The following is a 17,698-nucleotide window of genomic DNA, read 5'->3' on the forward strand; positions in this document are numbered from 1 at the left end:
CAAAAAGGAGCTTACCTATGATGTTACATACATTTAAACGCAAGACCGCTGCCATCGTTGTTTTCTCTCTGGCGCTGATGGCATCCAATACATATGCCGCCGACTTTTTACCTAAGCCGATGGGGTTTAAGCAGGTACTGGTTTTTATGGGAACCGGTGCTCTCGATATTACGAAGACTGAGCCATTTCCCGGCGTATCGGGATGCCAGGGAACGTTATGCACCAGTGATTATTTCTACACCCATATTATGGGGCTGAGTGACAGCGAAGTTGCGCAAAAAAGAGAAGAGGCGATTCGCTATTTTAATCGCGAATTCGGCATCGATGTTAACGCGTTGATCGCACAGAACCGGATTGAGTTGAAGCCTTATACCGGTAACCCGGATGGCCATTACCGGCTGTATTCGCTGGCCGGGATGGTTCTGCCCTCCGAAGGGTGGGTGGTCCGTGATGGGGGGTTCTACATTACGGTTCTCGATAGTAGTGGCATCCCACTGGCCGGTAACCATCGTGGCGAAACGGCGACACCGCTGAACCAGATGTACTACGGGAGCTACAACATTCTGGCAACCAGTGATTCCCAGAAAACGAGAGAAATCATTGTCAACTATGAGTCGAACGCGCTGGCGGCGATCTCGCCAGACCGCTTGCGGACGACGTTTAATACCAGAACTTACAGTAAACTCTGGGGCGAAGGACAAAGTTACGTCAGTTATGAGTTCGAACTGAGTGGCGGTCAGACAGTGTTGACCAATGGTCGGGAGGTGATGACGTTTAGTAAATATCCTTCGACAAGGGATTTCCCTGCCTATCCCTCCTTTGATACGAAAGGCGATGCTGCTTTCTAGTGGCGAGGCTTTCCGGTCTGACTGAATGGAGGCGAGGGAGAGGATGACACATTTTGAACAAACGGTACTGGCTGAACGTGGTGTAAGTCTCCCCCGTCAAGGGGGCGACAGCCAGCAAGGGCGGCGTGTTCAGGCCGAACAGTTGGGAAGCACCGCGTTTCGTCAGGATTATGGGATTAAATACGCCTATGTCAGCGGAGCCATGTATCAGGGGATTGCGTCCCGTAAGCTGGTTGTGGCGATGGCGCGGGCCGGAATGATGAGCTTTTTTGGCTCAGGAGGCTTGAGTCTTCGTGTTCTGGAAGACGCGATTCTAGGGATTCAATCTGATCTGAGCGGTGAGTCTTTCGGCATGAATCTGCTGGCAGATTATGATTTCCCTGAAAAGGAAATGCAGCGGGTCGAGCTGTTTCTGACCCACGGCATTCGTTTTATTGAAGCGGCCGCCTATATTGCGCTGACTCCGGCGTTGGTTCGTTACCGGTTATGTGGCGTTCATCAGGGGGAAGATCAGCAGATTGTGATCCCCAATACGCTGATGGCGAAAGTGTCACGCCCCGAAGTCGCTGAAATTTTTGCCCACCCCGCACCGCCTGAGCTGGTTGCCCGGTTATGTCAGCAAGGGTTGATTACCGAGCAGGAGGCTGAGTTGGCTCCGTTGGTGCCGATGGCTCAGGATATCTGTGTCGAATCGGATTCGGCAGGCCATACCGATCAGGGGAATGCTTATGTATTGTTCCCGGCTATTTCCCGGCTTTGCCGGGATATTTCGGCTCGGCAGCGATACCAAAAGCCGATCAGGATCGGTGCCGCAGGGGGGATAGGTACGCCGGAAGCGGTGATGGCTGCTTTTATGCTTGGTGCTGATTTTATTGTCACCGGTTCCGTGAATCAGTGTTCGGTAGAAGCGGCGACCAGCGATGAAGTGAAGGATTTACTGCAAAGCATCAACATTCAGGATACCGACTATGCACCGGCCGGAGATATGTTTGAACAGGGTGCCAAAGTTCAGGTGCTCCGGCGCGGTGTGTTTTTCCCATCACGGGCTAACAAACTTTATCAGCTCTATCAGCAATATGACTCGCTGGAAGCCATACCGCAGGTCATTACCAGGCAGCTCGAAGACAAGTACTTCAAACGTCCGCTATCCGATGTCTGGCAAGACGTTAGGCAATACTATCAGGCGAGCCGTCCCCAGATGTTGGCGAAAATAGAAGAACATCCCAAACGTAAAATGGCCGCGGTATTCCGCTGGTATTTTGCCTATAGCTCACGCCTGGCGCTGGCTGGCGATCGGGAAAATAAAGTCGATTATCAGGTGCATTGTGGGCCGGCTCTGGGCGCGTTCAATCAGTGGGTGAAAGGCTCTGCCTATGAAAGCTGGCGTGCTCGCCATGTCGATGAAATCGGGGAAATGTTGATGCAGGAAGCCGCATCGATGTTGTCACGGCAAATCGGTTTGATGGCAAGCCATTCTTTATCTTCTTAGTGACACTCTGAGTAGACGTATCCGCTCGTGCAGCGTGCAGATGGCGGACAACGGTGATCTGCTGACAGAACGATGGTCTGGCCGAGATGGCCTGATGGCAGCGATGACAGAATAGTAAAGCGGGGAAATTTATGAAGACAGTCTATACCTTTCCTGGGCAGGGCTCGCAATATCGTACAATGGGTTATGACCTATTCGAACACTACCCAGAGCTGGTTGCTCAGGCCAATCAGGTTCTCGGGTATGACATTGTCAACCTTTGCGTGAAAGATCCTCAGCGAGTTCTCAACCAGACTCAGTATACCCAACCGGCATTGTATACCGTGAATGCGCTGACCTATCTAGAGCACAAGGCCCGTGGAGCGGTACCGCCGGATTTTCTGGCCGGACACAGTCTGGGTGAGTACAACGCGTTGTTTGCTGCCGGCGCTTTTGACTTTATTACCGGGCTTCAGCTGGTACAAAAACGCGGTCAACTGATGAGTCAGGCTCCGAAGGGGGCAATGGCTGCATTGCTGGAAATTAATCTGGATGAGGTTGAACGTATTTTGGCCGACAGCGGCTTTCAGCATGTGGATATAGCCAATATCAACTCCCGCCAGCAGTGCATTATCTCGGGGGATTATGACGAAGTGCTGGCACCGGAGCTGGAACAGCGTTTTCTCGATGCCGGCGCACGCTTTGTCCAATTGAATGTCAGCGCAGCGTTCCATTCCCGCTGCATGATGGACATTGAGCGGGAATTTGCCGATTTCCTGACTGAGTTTACTTTTCATCCCTTGTCTGTTCCCGTGATGTCTAATGTCACGGCCAGGGCTTATCCCTCCACGGGGTACCAGACACTGTTGACCCGGCAAATTTCCAGCCCGGTTCGTTGGTATGAATCGATCTCCTGGCTGCTGGCTCAAGGCTATGATGATTTCATGGAAATCGGCCCCGGCGATGTGCTAACGAAACTCCACCAACGTATTGCCGCCGATCCGATGCCGAGTGGTGAAGCGCATTCTGCAATGTTATTTTCTCCTGAGTCCACAATGGGTCAGGAGGTCAGGCCGATGCAGAATCAGTCAACTGGACCGATCGCGGCAACGCCACACCCGTGTGTGTTCATGTATGCCGGTCAGGGGAGTCAGTACTATCAGATGGGACGGGTTTTTTACCATAGTGATGGGCATTTCCGACAGACGATGGACAGCCTTTGTCACAAAGTCCATATGCTCAGTGGCGTGAATCTGCTGGAAAAACTCTATGGTGAAAACGATTCTGGGGATAAGTTTGATGATATTCGCTATACCCATCCGGCGCTATTTTGTTTGGGATACAGCCTGACGCAGATGTTGATTGCCCGTGGCATCCAGCCTGCTGCTGTTGTCGGCCACAGTTTGGGTGAGTACATTGCTGCCGCTGTTGCCGGTATGCTCCGGCTGGACGATGCGCTTCGATTGGTCGTTGAGCAGGCGCGTTTGCTGGTTCAGTCTGCCCCTGAAGGTGGTTTGGTCGTGGTGCTGGCCTCACCGGAAATTTTCTATCGCTACGCGGATGTTTTTTCCCGTTGCACGCTAGCTGGAGTGAATTTCGACAATAATTTCTTCATTTCCGGTGAGCATGCCGCCATAACGGACGTTAAACAGAGGCTGGCTGATAAAGGCATTCTGTCGGTCGCAATGCCGGTTCGCTACGGCTTTCATTCACAGGCGATCGAAGCGATAAAGCCCGCCTATCAGAAATTGCTGCACCACACACCGGTCTTTACTCCAGCCATTCCGATATATTCGTCTGCATTGGGGCGGCCTGTCGGTTCATTACAACCAGCCGATGCTCATGCGTATTTATGGCAGGTTGTCAGAGACAAAGTTGACTTTTCTGCCCTTGCCCACTCGACGTTTACGGCAATGAAGGACCACTTTTTTATTGATGTATCGGCGACAGGCAGTTTGTCTAACTTTCTGAAGTATTCGAAAGGGATTGATTGCCAGCATGGCTATATATTGAACCAGTTCGGTGACGGGATGAGATCGCTTGAATACCTGTTGTCACAGTTGAAAGCGTGAGAGCGTTCTGTTGAACAGGCGGTTAAGCAGAACAGCCTAATAGACCAAATTCAAAGGAGTGAGCAGTCATGTCAATTCACGTTTATATGTTTCCAGGACAAGGCTCCCAGCAACGCGGAATGGGAGAGGGGTTGTTTGAGCAGTTTGCTGATTTGATCCGTATCGCCGATGAGATTCTGGGTTACTCAATTGAGAAACTCTGTCTTGAGGATCCAGACGGAAATCTTAACCGGACACAATATACCCAACCTGCAATTTATGTCGTCAATGCGCTGTCTTATTTCAGGAAATTGAAAGAAACCGGTACCCGTCCGGATTTTGTTTTAGGCCATAGTCTAGGGGAATTTAACGCTTTGCTGGCCGCAGAATGTTTTGATTTTGCCACCGGTCTCAAGCTGGTGAAAAAACGCGGTGAATTGATGGGGCAGGCCGACGGCGGTGGCATGGCGGCGGTACTGGGAGCGAGCGAAGCCCAGGTGCGGGAATTATTGAAAACCCAAGGGCTGGATCATATTGATTTAGCTAACTTTAATACGCCATCACAAATTGTGATTTCGGGGCCTCACAGCGATATCATAAATGCCTCCGATGCCTTCGAACAGTGCAACATCAGATGTGTCCTTTTAAATACCAGCGGTGCTTTTCACTCCAGACTAATGCGCGGCTCAATGGAGGAGTTTGGAAAATACCTGCAAGGCTTTCAGTTCTCGGCGTTGAAAATTCCGGTGATTGCCAATACCACGGCCCAGCCATACCAGGATGAAACGCTGCTTGCCTGTCTGGCTCAACAAATTGCCAGCCCGGTTCGCTGGGCCGAAAGTATTCAGTATCTAATGAGTTTGGGAACGGTTGAATTTACGGAATTGGGTCATGGTCAAGTCGTGCGTGGTCTGGTCGAGAAAATAAGGGCGGAGACGACAGAAGCCGAACTACAGGCCATGCGATTACTGCATGACGCCGATGGAGCGAATACGGCGGAGTCTACCGACCTGTCGATGCATAACAGAACGCTAGCGGCAGCCCAGAAGGTTGCCCAATGGAACAGCCAGTTCCCGATCGGGCAAAAGGTTCGTTCCAGCATTTTGAATGCTGAAGTAGAAACCCGCACCGAAGCTGTTTTGTTGTTTCAGCATCGTGCGGCGATCTATCTGAAAGGTTATAACGGCTATTTCGAACTGGATGAGCTAAAACCGGTATAAGGCGAATAGGTTGTGTGATGAGGCCGGGACAGCGGCCAAAAGGGGTTGAACGATGTTTTTTCAGGAGAATCAGTCCGTTGATTGGTTTGAGACTGACTTCGAACTTTATTATTGTATTTTTGCAAGAGAACACTATCACGATAGCTTGTTCCAGTTGTATCAGATAGATAGCGCCGGGTATTTGAATCGCGCGGTGGTCAAAAGGCGTGCTGAGTATTTAGCTGGCCGTTTCTGTGCCGCGCAGGCATTAAAAAAATGGGGGATTCATGGTCAGCATATCGGTCGGGGCGAACATGGTGAGCCGCTCTGGCCGGAGGGGATGATCGGCTCAATCAGCCATTGTCACAACCGGGCGGTGGCATTGGTTGGCTATGCTACGGGGAAAATCGGTGTCGGCATTGATGTTGAAGACGAAATCAGTCATGAGGTGATTAGCAGTGTACTGACACAAACGCTTGATGAGCATGAAATTGCGTTGATTTCGGCTGACTCTGCGCGGTTTCAGGCATGTTTTACCTTATGCTTTTCCCTCAAGGAAAGCTTTTTCAAAGCGGCTTACGGCAATGTTGGTCGCTATTTTGGTTTTGAAGCGATCTCAATATTCAGGATTGATTTTGTTAACCAGAGTATGGATTTTGTCTTAAAAGAGACACTGAGTCCGCAGCTTGTCAAAGGTAAAACCGTACGTGGCTATTTTAGAGTATTGCCGGAGCGGCAGTATGTCACCATTGTGGATTTAACGGCTTGCTCCGCTACCTTTACAGAATGATCGGGCGTTCCGCTCATCGAATATGAGCAATGATTTACTTATTCAGCGAAATGGAGTTCGCATAATATTACCGTAGAAAGGCATCAAATTTGGCGGACGGAACGATAAGGGCTACGCTGACAGGTGGCTGAGGTCGGCGTTTTCGCCGCTGTTGATCCTCACAATACATTCATCACCGGGTTCTTACCTCTGAGCGTCTTTCCATTTCTGCTGATTGACTATACTTGCCTAAATAACTATGGCTAATCGGTGAAAATTCAGGGGCTTGTTCTTGATGCCTTCCGAATGTTGCAGATATCTTTGCGAAACCAAGGCAGATTAGTGTGAATAATTTCAATCATTCCTTTTTCCGTCATGCTCTGGAGCTGATGGCGGTTTGTGCTCTGGCTTATCATGTGCAGGCGCAGGCTGACGACCCATTATTGATTAATCCGGCTCATCCTACTCAGGTAACAGCATCGTCAGATAATCAGGCGCGCGGGATGCTGGTGGCGGTGGATCAGGCGACCATTTCCAGTGACCTGGCCGGGCGCATTGTGGAAATGCCGTTCAGGGAAGGGGAGTCGTTTAAAAAAGGCGACCTGCTGGCGCGTTTTGATTGTGCTATCTATCAGGCGCAATTATCGGCATCGCAGGCGGCGATGCGGGCGGCGGAAGCCGAACTGAGTCAGAATCAGCAACTGGCGGAACTCAAATCGGTGGGCCGGCATGCGGTATCTTTATCTGCCGCACGTCTGGCGCAGGCGCAGGCAGAAAGCCAGGTCTACCAGATTCAGGTCAACCGTTGCCGCATTCTGGCACCGTTCGACGGCCAGGTAGTCAGACGTCGTGCGCAGGCGTATGAAAGCGTGGCACCGGGGGCACCGGTGCTGGATATCGTCAACAATCGCCATCTGGAAATTAACCTGCTGGTGCCATCTCGTTGGTTGCCCATACTTAAGTCCGGTCTGGTCTTCACGTTTACGCCGGATGAAACCGGCACACCGTTACAAGCACGTGTTGCCCGACTAGGCGCACGCATTGATGAAAGTAGCCAGACACTCAGCCTGACGGGGGTGATTGAAACCAAAGACGCCGCGCTGATGGCTGGGATGAGCGGCACGGCACATTTCCCGGAGAAACCGTGAGTACTACACCCCCCGTTTCCGGCGAACGTATCTTCGCCCGTTTCCTCGATATCGAATGTCAGGCGCGTTCGGCTGACACAGCTGAAGCACTGGCGTACTGCATCGTCAATGACAGCCAGGCGCTGTTCGGTTTTCGTCATGCCGCGTTGGTGATCAACGGTACGGTGCGGGCGGTGACTGGCGTGACCCAGCCTGCGCCCCATGCGCCTTTTGTGGCGTTTGTTGAGCGTGCCTGCGTGCAACTGCAGCGAGATCCGCAATACGTGCAGTGTGCGGTGGTAGAAGCAGCATCGCTGGATGATCAAAGCCGCAGCGACTGGCTGGCGTTATCGGCACCCGAAGTGCTGTGGACACCGCTGAAAGACAGGCAAGGACGTTTGTTTGGTGGCATCTGGTATGCCCGTGAACAGCCCTGGCAGCAAGCCGAGCAATTGCTGGTGGAACAACTGGCCCATGCGTTCAGCCATGCCTGGCTGGCGCTGGAGCCGCAACCAGTCTGGCGACGCACGCGCTGGCGCTGGAAACTGGCTATCCCGATTCTGGTTGTGGTGGGGTGCTTGTTTATTCCGGTGCGCCAGTCGGTACTGGCACCGGCCGAAGTGATTCCGCTTAACGGGCGTGTGGTCGCCGCGCCACTGGATGGGGTGATTCAGGCATTTGCCGTTCAGCCGAATCAGAGTGTGCGAAAAGGCGATGTGCTGGTGCGTATCGACGATACCACACTGAAAGCGCAGGCGGATGTGGCTGAAAGGTCGTTGAACGTGGCGGAAGCGGAGTTCCGTGCCAGCTCGCAACGTGCTTTTCAGGATGCTGATTCCAAGGCCCGGCTGGATTTTCTTGCCGCGCAGGTGGCGCAGAAGCGTGCTGAGCGCGATTATGCCAACGCCTTGCTGAGCCGTACCGAGATTCGGGCAGAGCGGGACGGTATTGCGGTATTTGCCGATGCCGAACGTTGGACCGGAAAACCGGTCCGCACCGGCGAGCGGCTGATGGATTTGGCCGACCCGGCTTCCGTCTCACTGCGTATTGAGCTGGATGTCGGCGATGCGATTCGGCTGGAGCCGGATGCACCGATCACCTTGTTTCTCGATAGCGATCCGCTAACGCCGCATGGCGCGCTGCTGGATCGTATCGCTTATGAATCGGAACAGACCCCGTCGGGTAATCTGGCCTACCGACTGGATGCCCGTTTTACCAGTGCCCCCCCCCGCATTGGGCTGCGTGGTACGGCGAAAATCTCTGGTGAATACGTGCCGCTGGCGGTGTATCTGTTCCGACGACCACTTGCCGTGTTACGTCAGTCGGTTGGATTATGACCCGTGGCGGAACGGGGCACTTTTTGCCCGCACTGAGAACGGATCTGCAACTGGTGGAGTCGGCGACCGGTCTCGATGGTGCACCACAATGGGTACTGGCCGACCCGGTCACCGGACGTTATTTCACGCTGACACCCTCGGCAATACGCCTGTTGCGGCACTGGTCGCTGCGTCATCCGCAATGGGTGCTGGAGGCGGCTAACCGTGAGCCGGGTCTGCCGTTGCAGGGCCGTGAACTGGAGCAGTTGGTACGGTTTCTGCGTAACTACGATTTGATCGCCGCCAGCGACCCGGCGCAACGACAAGGGTATGCCATCAAGGCAGCGGCATTGCGTGTCAGTCTGTGGAAAACCCTGTTGCACCAGTATCTGTTTTTTCGCATTCCGCTATGGCGCCCGGATCCATTGCTCAACCGTTGCTGGCCCTGGCTGCAACGCTACGGTCTGCTGTTACTGCGGGTTGCGTTACCGTTAATACTGTTGCTGGGTGGCTTTCTGGTCAGCCGGGACTGGGTGCGTTATACCCATTCGTTTCCTCACCTGTTCAGCCTGCAAGGCATGGCGGCTTTCGGCATCGCGTTGGTCTTCGCCAAATTTATCCACGAGCTGGGACATGCGTTTATGGCCAAACGCGCCGGTTGCCGGGTGCAGACCATGGGTGTTGCGTTTATCGTGCTGTTCCCGTTGTTTTATACCGATGTCAGTGATGCCTGGAAACTGAAGGATCAGCGTTCCCGGTTATTGATCAGCGCTGGCGGTATTCTGGCGGAACTGATGCTGGCTTGTGTGGCACTGCTGGCCTGGACGCTGTTACCGGATGGCCCATTGCGTACTGCCGCCTTCATGCTCTCCAGCGCTACCTGGATAACAACGCTGGTGGTTAACCTCAACCCGCTGATGCGTTTTGACGGGTACTTTTTGCTGAGCGATTTCTGGCGGGTGGAAAACCTGCAGGAGCGCGCCTATGCCCTGTGCCGGTGGCGGCTGCGCGAGGCGTTGTTTGGTTATGGTCATCCGGCACCGCATACCTGGTCGCCGTCGATGCAGCGCAAACTGTTGATATGGGGTTATGCCTCGTGGGTATGGCGCTTTTTCCTGTTTTTCGGCATCGCGCTGATGGTGTACCACTTTTTCATTAAGGTGGTTGGTATTGTGTTGATGTCGGTAGAAATTGGCTGGTTTATCGCGCTTCCGGTGGTGAAGGAGGCCCGTATTTGGTGGTCCATGCGTAAGAATGCTCATCCCGTTAACCTGTTGCGTTCAGGGTTGATTGTGGCGGCGGTATTGGTACTGCTGCTGTTTCCCTGGCGCGGCAGCATCCGTATTCCCGCTGTGCTGGAAGCAGAAAACGTCAGCGCGTTGTATGCCCCTATCCCTGCGCAGGTCAAAGCGCTGTACGTCACTGACGGCCAGCAGGTAAAAGCCGGTGAGAAACTGCTGGATCTCACCTCGTCCGATTTGGACTACCGCATCAATATCGAACGCCAGCAAATTGCCATTTTGCAACAGCAGCGGCAGCGGGGGGCCGGGCGTCAGGAAACCGCCAGTGAAACCCAGGTGCTTGACCGCCAACTGGCGGAATCATTGGCCCGCTATCGGGGGCTGGATGCGCAACGCCAGCGTTTGTCTCTCACCGCGCCGCAGGCAGGCCAGGTGAGGGATGTGGCGCGAGATATGACGGAAGGCCGTTGGCTGACTTCCGATATGCCATTGCTGCGCGTGGTCGGGCAGGGTGCCGGAAAAGTGCAAGGGTATTTACCCGACGATACGCTAAAACGCGCAAAAGTAGGCATGACGGGCTATTTTATCGCCGATGACCCGGCTTATCCCCGTCTTGCCGTACAACTGACAGACATTGCACCTACCGGAACCGCCTGGTTACAGCAGGAAATGTTGGCGTCCGATCGTCACGGCCCGATCGCCGTGCGTCGCGACAGGGATCATAACCCTCAGCCTGTGCAGGCGCAGTACCGTGTGCGTTTCGCGGTGCAGGAGGGGCCGTTCTCACTACCGCAACAGCCGTTACGGGGCAGCGTGATGCTGGAAGGGGAAACGGAATCCATGCTTGGCGCGGTATGGCGTCGGGTTGCTGCGTTGGGTATCCGGGAAAGTGGATTTTGATGTGGCTAAAGTGGTTTTTTGATGACGATAAAACGCATCATATAGTTAATTTTACTGAACTGTTTTTTTTTGTGATGGTTCGGGAAATAAATTTATTTGCTAGCGGACAATCTCTCCCTCTTCAGCTATGTTTTTATTGTGATTGATAAAATACATTTTGTTTCAATTTGAAACTATTTTTTATTCTATGTATTTCTCCAGCATTTTTGGGGTCATACCAACAATCATCCAATAAATCACATAGATAAGTACTTTTACGATGGCGAGGAGAGATATCCATGATGCATGCTAAGAAGGTTTTTACCCAAGCAGCAATAACTGTAGCCATGGTTGGCGGTATTGTGTGGCCTCAGATTGCTTCAGCCTGTGGTTCGGAAGAATACATTGGTTCTGTCTGTTATACCGCGGCGCAATTCTGTCCTGCCGGTTTTGTGCCAGCGGACGGGCGTTCACTGAATATTCAGCAGAATGCCGCACTTTATTCCTTAGTCAGCACCGTCTACGGTGGCGATGGCAAAACAACGTTTAATGTACCTGATTTACGTGGCCGTGTGACTGTAGGACAGGGGTCTACGACGGAGCCAGATTTCAGCAGGATTGGGACAAAAGCAGGCAATACCCGAGTGATGCTGACATCCTCTCAGATAACACCGCATACCCACCAGGCAACCTTTATACCCAGTACGACGCCAACAACCGATGTGACTGTTCCGGCACAGACGGGAAATCTAGGGGTGACGGCGTTGCTGCCACTCGTGACGACAGCGAGTGGCAGTGCAACGGCGACTCCCGCACCGACGGGGACGAACAATTTTCTCGGTGCTTTAACCGGTAAGGCAATTAATGGTTTATCGAGTTATAACGTCAACTTTACCGGGGTGTTCTCACAAACGAGACCCAGCCCGGTGACGGCTTCCGCGCCGGTTGATACCACTGTGACAGGTACGGCCTCAACGCCCTCATTCACCTTCAAGGTGCCAACCGGCGGAACGGTGGCGGTTGCGGCGAATATTCCGGTAGGAACACAAGCCCCTGTTGATGTTCGGCAGCCTTCGCTGACGTTGTTGCCGTGTATTGCGGTCGATGGTTTGTATCCACCAAGAGATTGAGTCTTATGTCTCTGGCAAGGTTGCCTGGCTTCCTTGCCAGATTACTAGAACCGGTAAAGGTAATCACGTGTGAACCGGTTAATCCGGTTGAATGTATCTGTCGTTAATTACCGATAAACATCGGAGTTTTTTATGCTGTGGCGTCAATTTTTTAAAAAGCAGGCTAGCCAACCAACCGCTATCTCTGAAACGGCTGTACAACCTTTTGTCTGCGGTTATGTGCTGGAAGCCCGTATGCTGTTTGATGGCGCAATTGCAGCCACAGTCGAGCAGACGACAGATACACACACTACCGAGACCCAAACGGCCAGCACGACTGCGCACACGACGTCGGCTGAGACGGCATCTCAGTCTGATAGCAGTAGTCATGCGGGCCAGGATTCCGGCAATCAGAGTGCAGCCACCAAGAGTACCTCAACTAACAGTACCTCAGCTGACAGTAATTCGACTGACAGTCACTCAACGACGAGTACCGCTACAGATAGCAGTGATGTTGCGGCAGTCGCGGGGGCAACCGTACACAAAGAAGTGGTGTTTATCGATACCTCGGTGTCTGGTTATCAGACGCTGGTTGCCAACGTTCCAGCCGGGATGGAAGTCGTATTGCTGGACGGCAGCAAAGATGGTTTGACACAGATGGCTGTATGGGCGCAAACGCACAGCGGCTACGATGCCATTCATGTACTCAGCCATGGTAGTGAGGGAACAGCACAACTCGGTACCCTGACACTGAACAGTGAGGTCGCTCTTGCCCGGGCCAATGATCTGGCGACGCTCGGTGCGGCATTGAATGACGATGGCGATCTCCTGCTGTATGGCTGTGATGTGGCGCAGGCATCCGGGCAACAGTTTGCTTCTCTGCTGGCGCAGTTGACCTCGGCAGATGTGGCGGCGTCAACCAACCCAACAGGGGCATCGGTGCTCGGTGGTGATTGGGTCACAGAATTTCATACCGGAGAGATTGGCGTACAGGATTTGGTTATCAGCAGTTATACCAATCTGTTGTCGGTGAATAGCACCTCGGTCACAGTGACCGCGTCCAATGATCCGAGTACGGAGTACTATGCCTTGACGTCGGTAGGTAGCGGTGTTGAATTTGATAACAATGGCAATCCTATTGATATCGACCCGACGAATAACACGATTACGATTACTTACAGCAGTGGTGCATCGCTGGATACCGGGTTTGACCTGGTGTTTCAGGGCGGCAGTCTCGACCATTTTACCGGTATTAGCAAGACCTCCAGTTCCGGGCAAAACCCCAACGATGTGACCGCCACCGTTTCCGGCAAAACCATCCATATTGATGTAGGGAACGGCGGGTTTACTAATGGGACGATAGTCTTCACGTTTACATCGGTCAATGTATCGACGGATACCGCGCCCACGGTTACCGGTAGCGCGACCAATCCTACCTACACGGAAAATGGCTCTGGCGTTAGCCTGTTTTCTGGCGTGACGGCCTCCACCAATGACAGCGGGCAGACGTTTAGCGGTGCGGTGTTTACCATCAGCAATGTGGCCGACAGTACGGAATACCTGACCATTAACGGGGTGGATGTTGCACTCACCAACGGTAATAGCCTTTCTCTGGGCAGTGGTTACGGTACCGCCAGCGTCAGCAAGAGTGGCAACACGGCAACGGTGACCTTATCTGGCGCGATCATGAGTGGCGCCAGTATGAGCACGTTATTATCGAGTATGACTTACCGCAATAGCAGTGAAAACCCTTCCGTCACATCGCGCACGGTGACGCTCAGCCAGCTAACCGATAGCGGTAGCACCAATAATACGGCTTCGCCCAGTCTCAGTAGTCAAGTGACCGTTCATGCCGTCAATGATGCTCCAACGGATATCTCGCTCACGTCAAATAGCATAGGGCAGTCATTGGGCAGCAATGGCACGGTCGGCACGCTCAGTGCAACGGATGTCGATTCCAATTCCTTTACCTATACGCTGGTATCGGGTACCGGCAGTACCGACAACAGCTTGTTTTCGATTACCGGCAGCACGCTGAAAGTGAACAACGCTGCCACGATGACACCCGGAACCTATTCTGTGCGGATACAGGTGAGTGACGGTACCGACACCTATCAAAAAGTCTTTTCAGTTACGGTAAGCGATGATGTCAGGCCGACATTTGACGTTGCGCCTGCGGCGACCAACATCAGCGCGAGCGGTTTTGACCTGTCGGCCAGCCTGGATGAGGCGGGAACGATTTATTACGTGATTGTTGCTGACGGTGCTTCAGCCCCCAGCGTGAGTCAGATTATCGCCGGTCAGAATGCCTCGGGGGCGACAGCAATCGGTTCCGGTAGCCATGTCGTTAGTAGCGCGCCGTATACCTATTCCTTTGGCATCACGGGATTAAATGGCGCAAGTAGCTACGACGTCTATGTAGTGGCAAAAGATAGCGCGAACAACCAGATACTCAGTGCAACCAAGGTCGATGTCACCACATCGTCCAACACTGCGCCGGTATTCAGCAACCTCAACGGCGGAGCCACCTATACCGAAAATGGCAGCGCGGTAGTGATAGACAACGATGTCACGGTCTCCGATACCGAGCTGAATGCGCTTAACAGTGGACAGGGAAACTATAACGGTGCATCGCTCACGATCGCTCGCAATGGTGGGGCCAGCAGTAACGATCTCTTCGGCAATAGCGGGTTGTTAGGCGCGCTGACGCAAGGACAAAACTTCACCTACAACGGTACGACGGTGGGCAGTGTCACAACCAATTCCGCTGGCACGCTGACGCTGACGTTCAATAGCAGTGCGACCTCAGCGATGGTAGACGCCGTGCTGCAATCCCTGACCTATGCCAACAGCTCTGACGACCCACCGGCTAGTGTGACGCTCAACTGGACCTTTAATGACGGTTCGCTCAATAGCACGGGTACTAATCAGGCTGTGCTGAGTATCACGCCGGTCAACGACGCGCCAGTCATCAGTAACACGTCGGTCAGCAAAACTTTCAATGAAGATAGCGCCCAGAGCTTTAGCGCCGCCGATTTTGGTTTCAGTGATGTGGACAGCAGCGACACGCTGCAATCCATTACCATCGTCACGGCACCGACCGCCGGTGAGTTGTTTATTGATGCCAACAGTGACGGTGTTCGCGATAGCGGTGATACGTTACTTGGCGATGGTGCGGTGGTCAGTGCGGCCAACATTGGCAAACTGACCTTCCGTCCGACAGCGAATGCCAACGGTGCGGGTTATGCCTCCTTTACCTGGAAGGTTAGCGATGGCACGGTGTTGTCCGGCAATACCGGGACGATGACCCTTAACGTCACGCCGGTTAACGACGCGCCGGTCATCAGCAATACGTCGGTCAGCAAAACCTTCAATGAGGATAACGCCCAGACCTTTAGCGCCGCGGATTTTGGTTTTAGCGACGTGGACAGCGGCGACACCCTGCAATCCATTACCATCGTCACCGGGCCGAGCGCCGGTGAGTTGTTTATTGACGCCAACAACGACGGTGTACGTGGCGGCGGCGATACCTTACTGGGCAATGGATCGGTGGTCAGCGCGGCTGATATCGGCAAACTGACCTTCCGCCCGACGGCGAATGCCAACGGTACGGGTTATGCCTCCTTTACCTGGAAGGTCAGCGATGGCACGGCGTTGTCCGCTAATATGGGAACGATGACCCTCAACGTAACGCCGGTTAACGATGCGCCAACGCTATCCGGCGGTGCGACCGTTACTCTGACATCCACGACGGAGGATGCGACCTCGTCTTCTACCACGGTGTCGTCGTTGCTCAGCAACGCGGGCTATGGGGATGTTGACAGCGGTGCCGCCAGCGGTATCGCCATTACCTCGACGGCAGGGAATGGTGGCTGGCAGTATTCCACCGATAGCGGGGCTAACTGGTTCAATATCGGGACGGTATCCGGCTCATCGGCACTGCTGCTCGGGTCGACGGCGCAGTTGCGTTATGTGCCGGACAGCGCCAATGGTGAAACTGCAACCCTGAGTTTCAGGGCGTGGGATCAAACCAGTGGTAGTGCGACGGCAGGTAGCAGCAAAGGTCTGGCAGACACCTCGACCACTGGCGGCAGCAGTGCGTTCTCCACCAATAGCGCGCAGGCATCGCTGGTGGTAACCAGCGTGAATGATGCACCTACCGTGGGAAGCACGGTCAGTACCCAAAGCGCCACCAAAGACACTGCGTTCAGTTTCACCGTACCTGGCGGTACCTTTGTCGATGTGGATAGCGGCGATACCTTGACGCTGACTGCGACACAGTCAGACGGCTCGGCACTGCCGACCTGGCTGAGCTTTAACCCATCCACCCGTACCTTCTCCGGCACCCCGGGTCACAGCGATGTAGGTAACCTGACGATTCGGGTCACCGCGACGGACAGCAGTAATGCCTCGGTCAGCACCACCTTTGGCTTGACGGTCAATAACAGTAATCTCCCGCCGGTGGTGTCCAACCCGGTAATCGATCAGTCCATCGCACAAAACGGCGGTTTCAGCTTCACTGTTCCGGCCGGGACCTTTACCGACCCGGATACCGGCGACACGCTGACGCTGAGCGCGACACGGGCGGACGGCTCGGCATTGCCGGGCTGGCTGAGCTTTAACCCGGCCACCCGTACCTTCTCCGGTACGCCGGGCAATGGCGATGTCGGTAATCTGACCATTCGCGTGACGGCAACCGACAGCAGCAACGCGTCGGTCAGTACCACCTTCGGGCTGGTCGTCACCAACGTGAATGATGCGCCGGTAGTTTCCGGCACGTTGGGTACCCAAACAGCGACACAAAGCGGCGGTTTCAGCTTCACCGTCCCGGCAGGGGTCTTCACCGACCCGGATAGCGGCGACACGCTGACGCTGAGCGCGACGCAGGCGGATGGCTCGGCACTGCCGGGCTGGCTGAGCTTTAACCCGGCTACCCGCACCTTCTCCGGTACACCGGGCAATAGCGATGTGGCCAATTTGACCATTCGGGTGACGGCAACTGATGGCAGCAACGCGTCGGTCAGCACGACCTTTGGGTTGGTCGTCACTGGCAGCAGTGTGGATAACGGCGATCCGGAATTTAGGATCAATGGCGGCACGACGGCGCAACCTGCCGCGACGCCCGTGCCCGTGGTGACGTTGGCACCTGCCGCACCAGTCACGTTAGGCGCGTTGTTCGCCCCGACATCGCTTGGTGCGCTGAATGCGACCAGCACGGCGGATAACGCTACTGCGGCATCAACCATCTTTCAGGCGGCTCAACGCGCGCCACAAGTCAGTAACGCACCGGTCGGCCAGATAGCCAGTGCGTTTGTTCAGGGGGCCGTTTCCAGCAGTGCCAGTCTGTTTGAAAGTTCGCTGGGGTCATTCCCCAGTTTCAATTCCGGTGGCGCGCTGGGGGGGAGTTCTTCGCTGGCGGGTGTGTTCTCTGGCATGAGTTTGCCTTCTCTGTCGCCGATGGCGGTGTTCACTGGCGGTAGCTGGCGCGACATCAATACCAGCAGTACCAATACCGCTCGGGTGACGACCCCGGTGGGCGGTGTAGCGATGCAGTTTGCCCCCGGTCTGGAACGGCAGTTACAACACATTGGGAACGATACGCAGCAGCGGCTGGCGGCGATTGAGCAGGCATTGCTCGATATCGGCCAGATCACCTACGAACAACAACAAGGGTAATGGTGACCTCGGGGT

General features: G+C 54.2%; 10 protein-coding genes. All 10 read left to right on the plus strand.

What is annotated here, in order from left to right; all coding sequences use genetic code 11:
* Nucleotides 1-17: 17 nt before the first annotated feature.
* The 10 genes from LF929_RS02385 to LF929_RS02430 all read left to right on the plus strand — a co-directional run bounded on the left by LF929_RS02385 (nt 18) and on the right by LF929_RS02430 (nt 17,683).
* Nucleotides 18-848, plus strand: a complete 831-nt coding sequence (locus tag LF929_RS02385; protein ID WP_210174656.1) for a hypothetical protein — start codon at nt 18-20, stop codon at nt 846-848.
* Nucleotides 849-891: 43 nt separating this feature from the next.
* Nucleotides 892-2,337, plus strand: coding sequence for a PfaD family polyunsaturated fatty acid/polyketide biosynthesis protein (locus tag LF929_RS02390; RefSeq protein WP_210174655.1), 1,446 nt, complete (start codon nt 892-894; stop codon nt 2,335-2,337).
* 131 nt (nt 2,338-2,468) lie between these two features.
* The gene (fabD, locus tag LF929_RS02395; protein WP_226093250.1) at nt 2,469-4,388 is read left to right on the plus strand and encodes an ACP S-malonyltransferase; all 1,920 of its coding nucleotides are present in this window, start codon (nt 2,469-2,471) and stop codon (nt 4,386-4,388) included.
* A 68-nt stretch (nt 4,389-4,456) separates the two neighbouring features.
* Nucleotides 4,457-5,587 (plus strand): ACP S-malonyltransferase, encoded by a 1,131-nt coding sequence (gene fabD / locus LF929_RS02400; RefSeq protein WP_210174653.1) that lies wholly within the window; start codon nt 4,457-4,459, stop codon nt 5,585-5,587.
* A gap of 52 nt (nt 5,588-5,639) precedes the next feature.
* Nucleotides 5,640-6,356 (plus strand): 4'-phosphopantetheinyl transferase, encoded by a 717-nt coding sequence (locus tag LF929_RS02405; RefSeq protein ID WP_210174652.1) that lies wholly within the window; start codon nt 5,640-5,642, stop codon nt 6,354-6,356.
* A 323-nt stretch (nt 6,357-6,679) separates the two neighbouring features.
* Nucleotides 6,680-7,483 carry an efflux RND transporter periplasmic adaptor subunit gene (locus LF929_RS02410; RefSeq protein ID WP_210174651.1) on the plus strand — a complete coding sequence of 268 codons (804 nt, stop codon included), beginning with the start codon at nt 6,680-6,682 and terminating at the stop codon, nt 7,481-7,483.
* Nucleotides 7,480-8,799, plus strand: a complete 1,320-nt coding sequence (locus LF929_RS02415) for an efflux RND transporter periplasmic adaptor subunit (RefSeq protein WP_226093251.1) — start codon at nt 7,480-7,482, stop codon at nt 8,797-8,799. The genes LF929_RS02410 and LF929_RS02415 overlap by 4 nt, the downstream gene beginning before the upstream one ends.
* On the plus strand, nt 8,796-10,919 hold the full coding sequence (locus LF929_RS02420; protein ID WP_226093252.1) for an HlyD family efflux transporter periplasmic adaptor subunit: 2,124 nt from the start codon (nt 8,796-8,798) through the stop codon (nt 10,917-10,919). The genes LF929_RS02415 and LF929_RS02420 overlap by 4 nt, the downstream gene beginning before the upstream one ends.
* A gap of 278 nt (nt 10,920-11,197) precedes the next feature.
* A complete protein-coding gene (locus LF929_RS02425) occupies nt 11,198-12,028 on the plus strand; it encodes a phage tail protein (protein WP_038909103.1) in 831 nt (276 codons plus the stop codon).
* A gap of 132 nt (nt 12,029-12,160) precedes the next feature.
* On the plus strand, nt 12,161-17,683 hold the full coding sequence (locus LF929_RS02430; RefSeq protein WP_226093253.1) for a putative Ig domain-containing protein: 5,523 nt from the start codon (nt 12,161-12,163) through the stop codon (nt 17,681-17,683).
* Nucleotides 17,684-17,698 lie beyond the last annotated feature (15 nt).

Source organism: Dickeya oryzae (assembly GCF_020406815.2).
Lineage (GTDB): Bacteria > Pseudomonadota > Gammaproteobacteria > Enterobacterales > Enterobacteriaceae > Dickeya > Dickeya oryzae.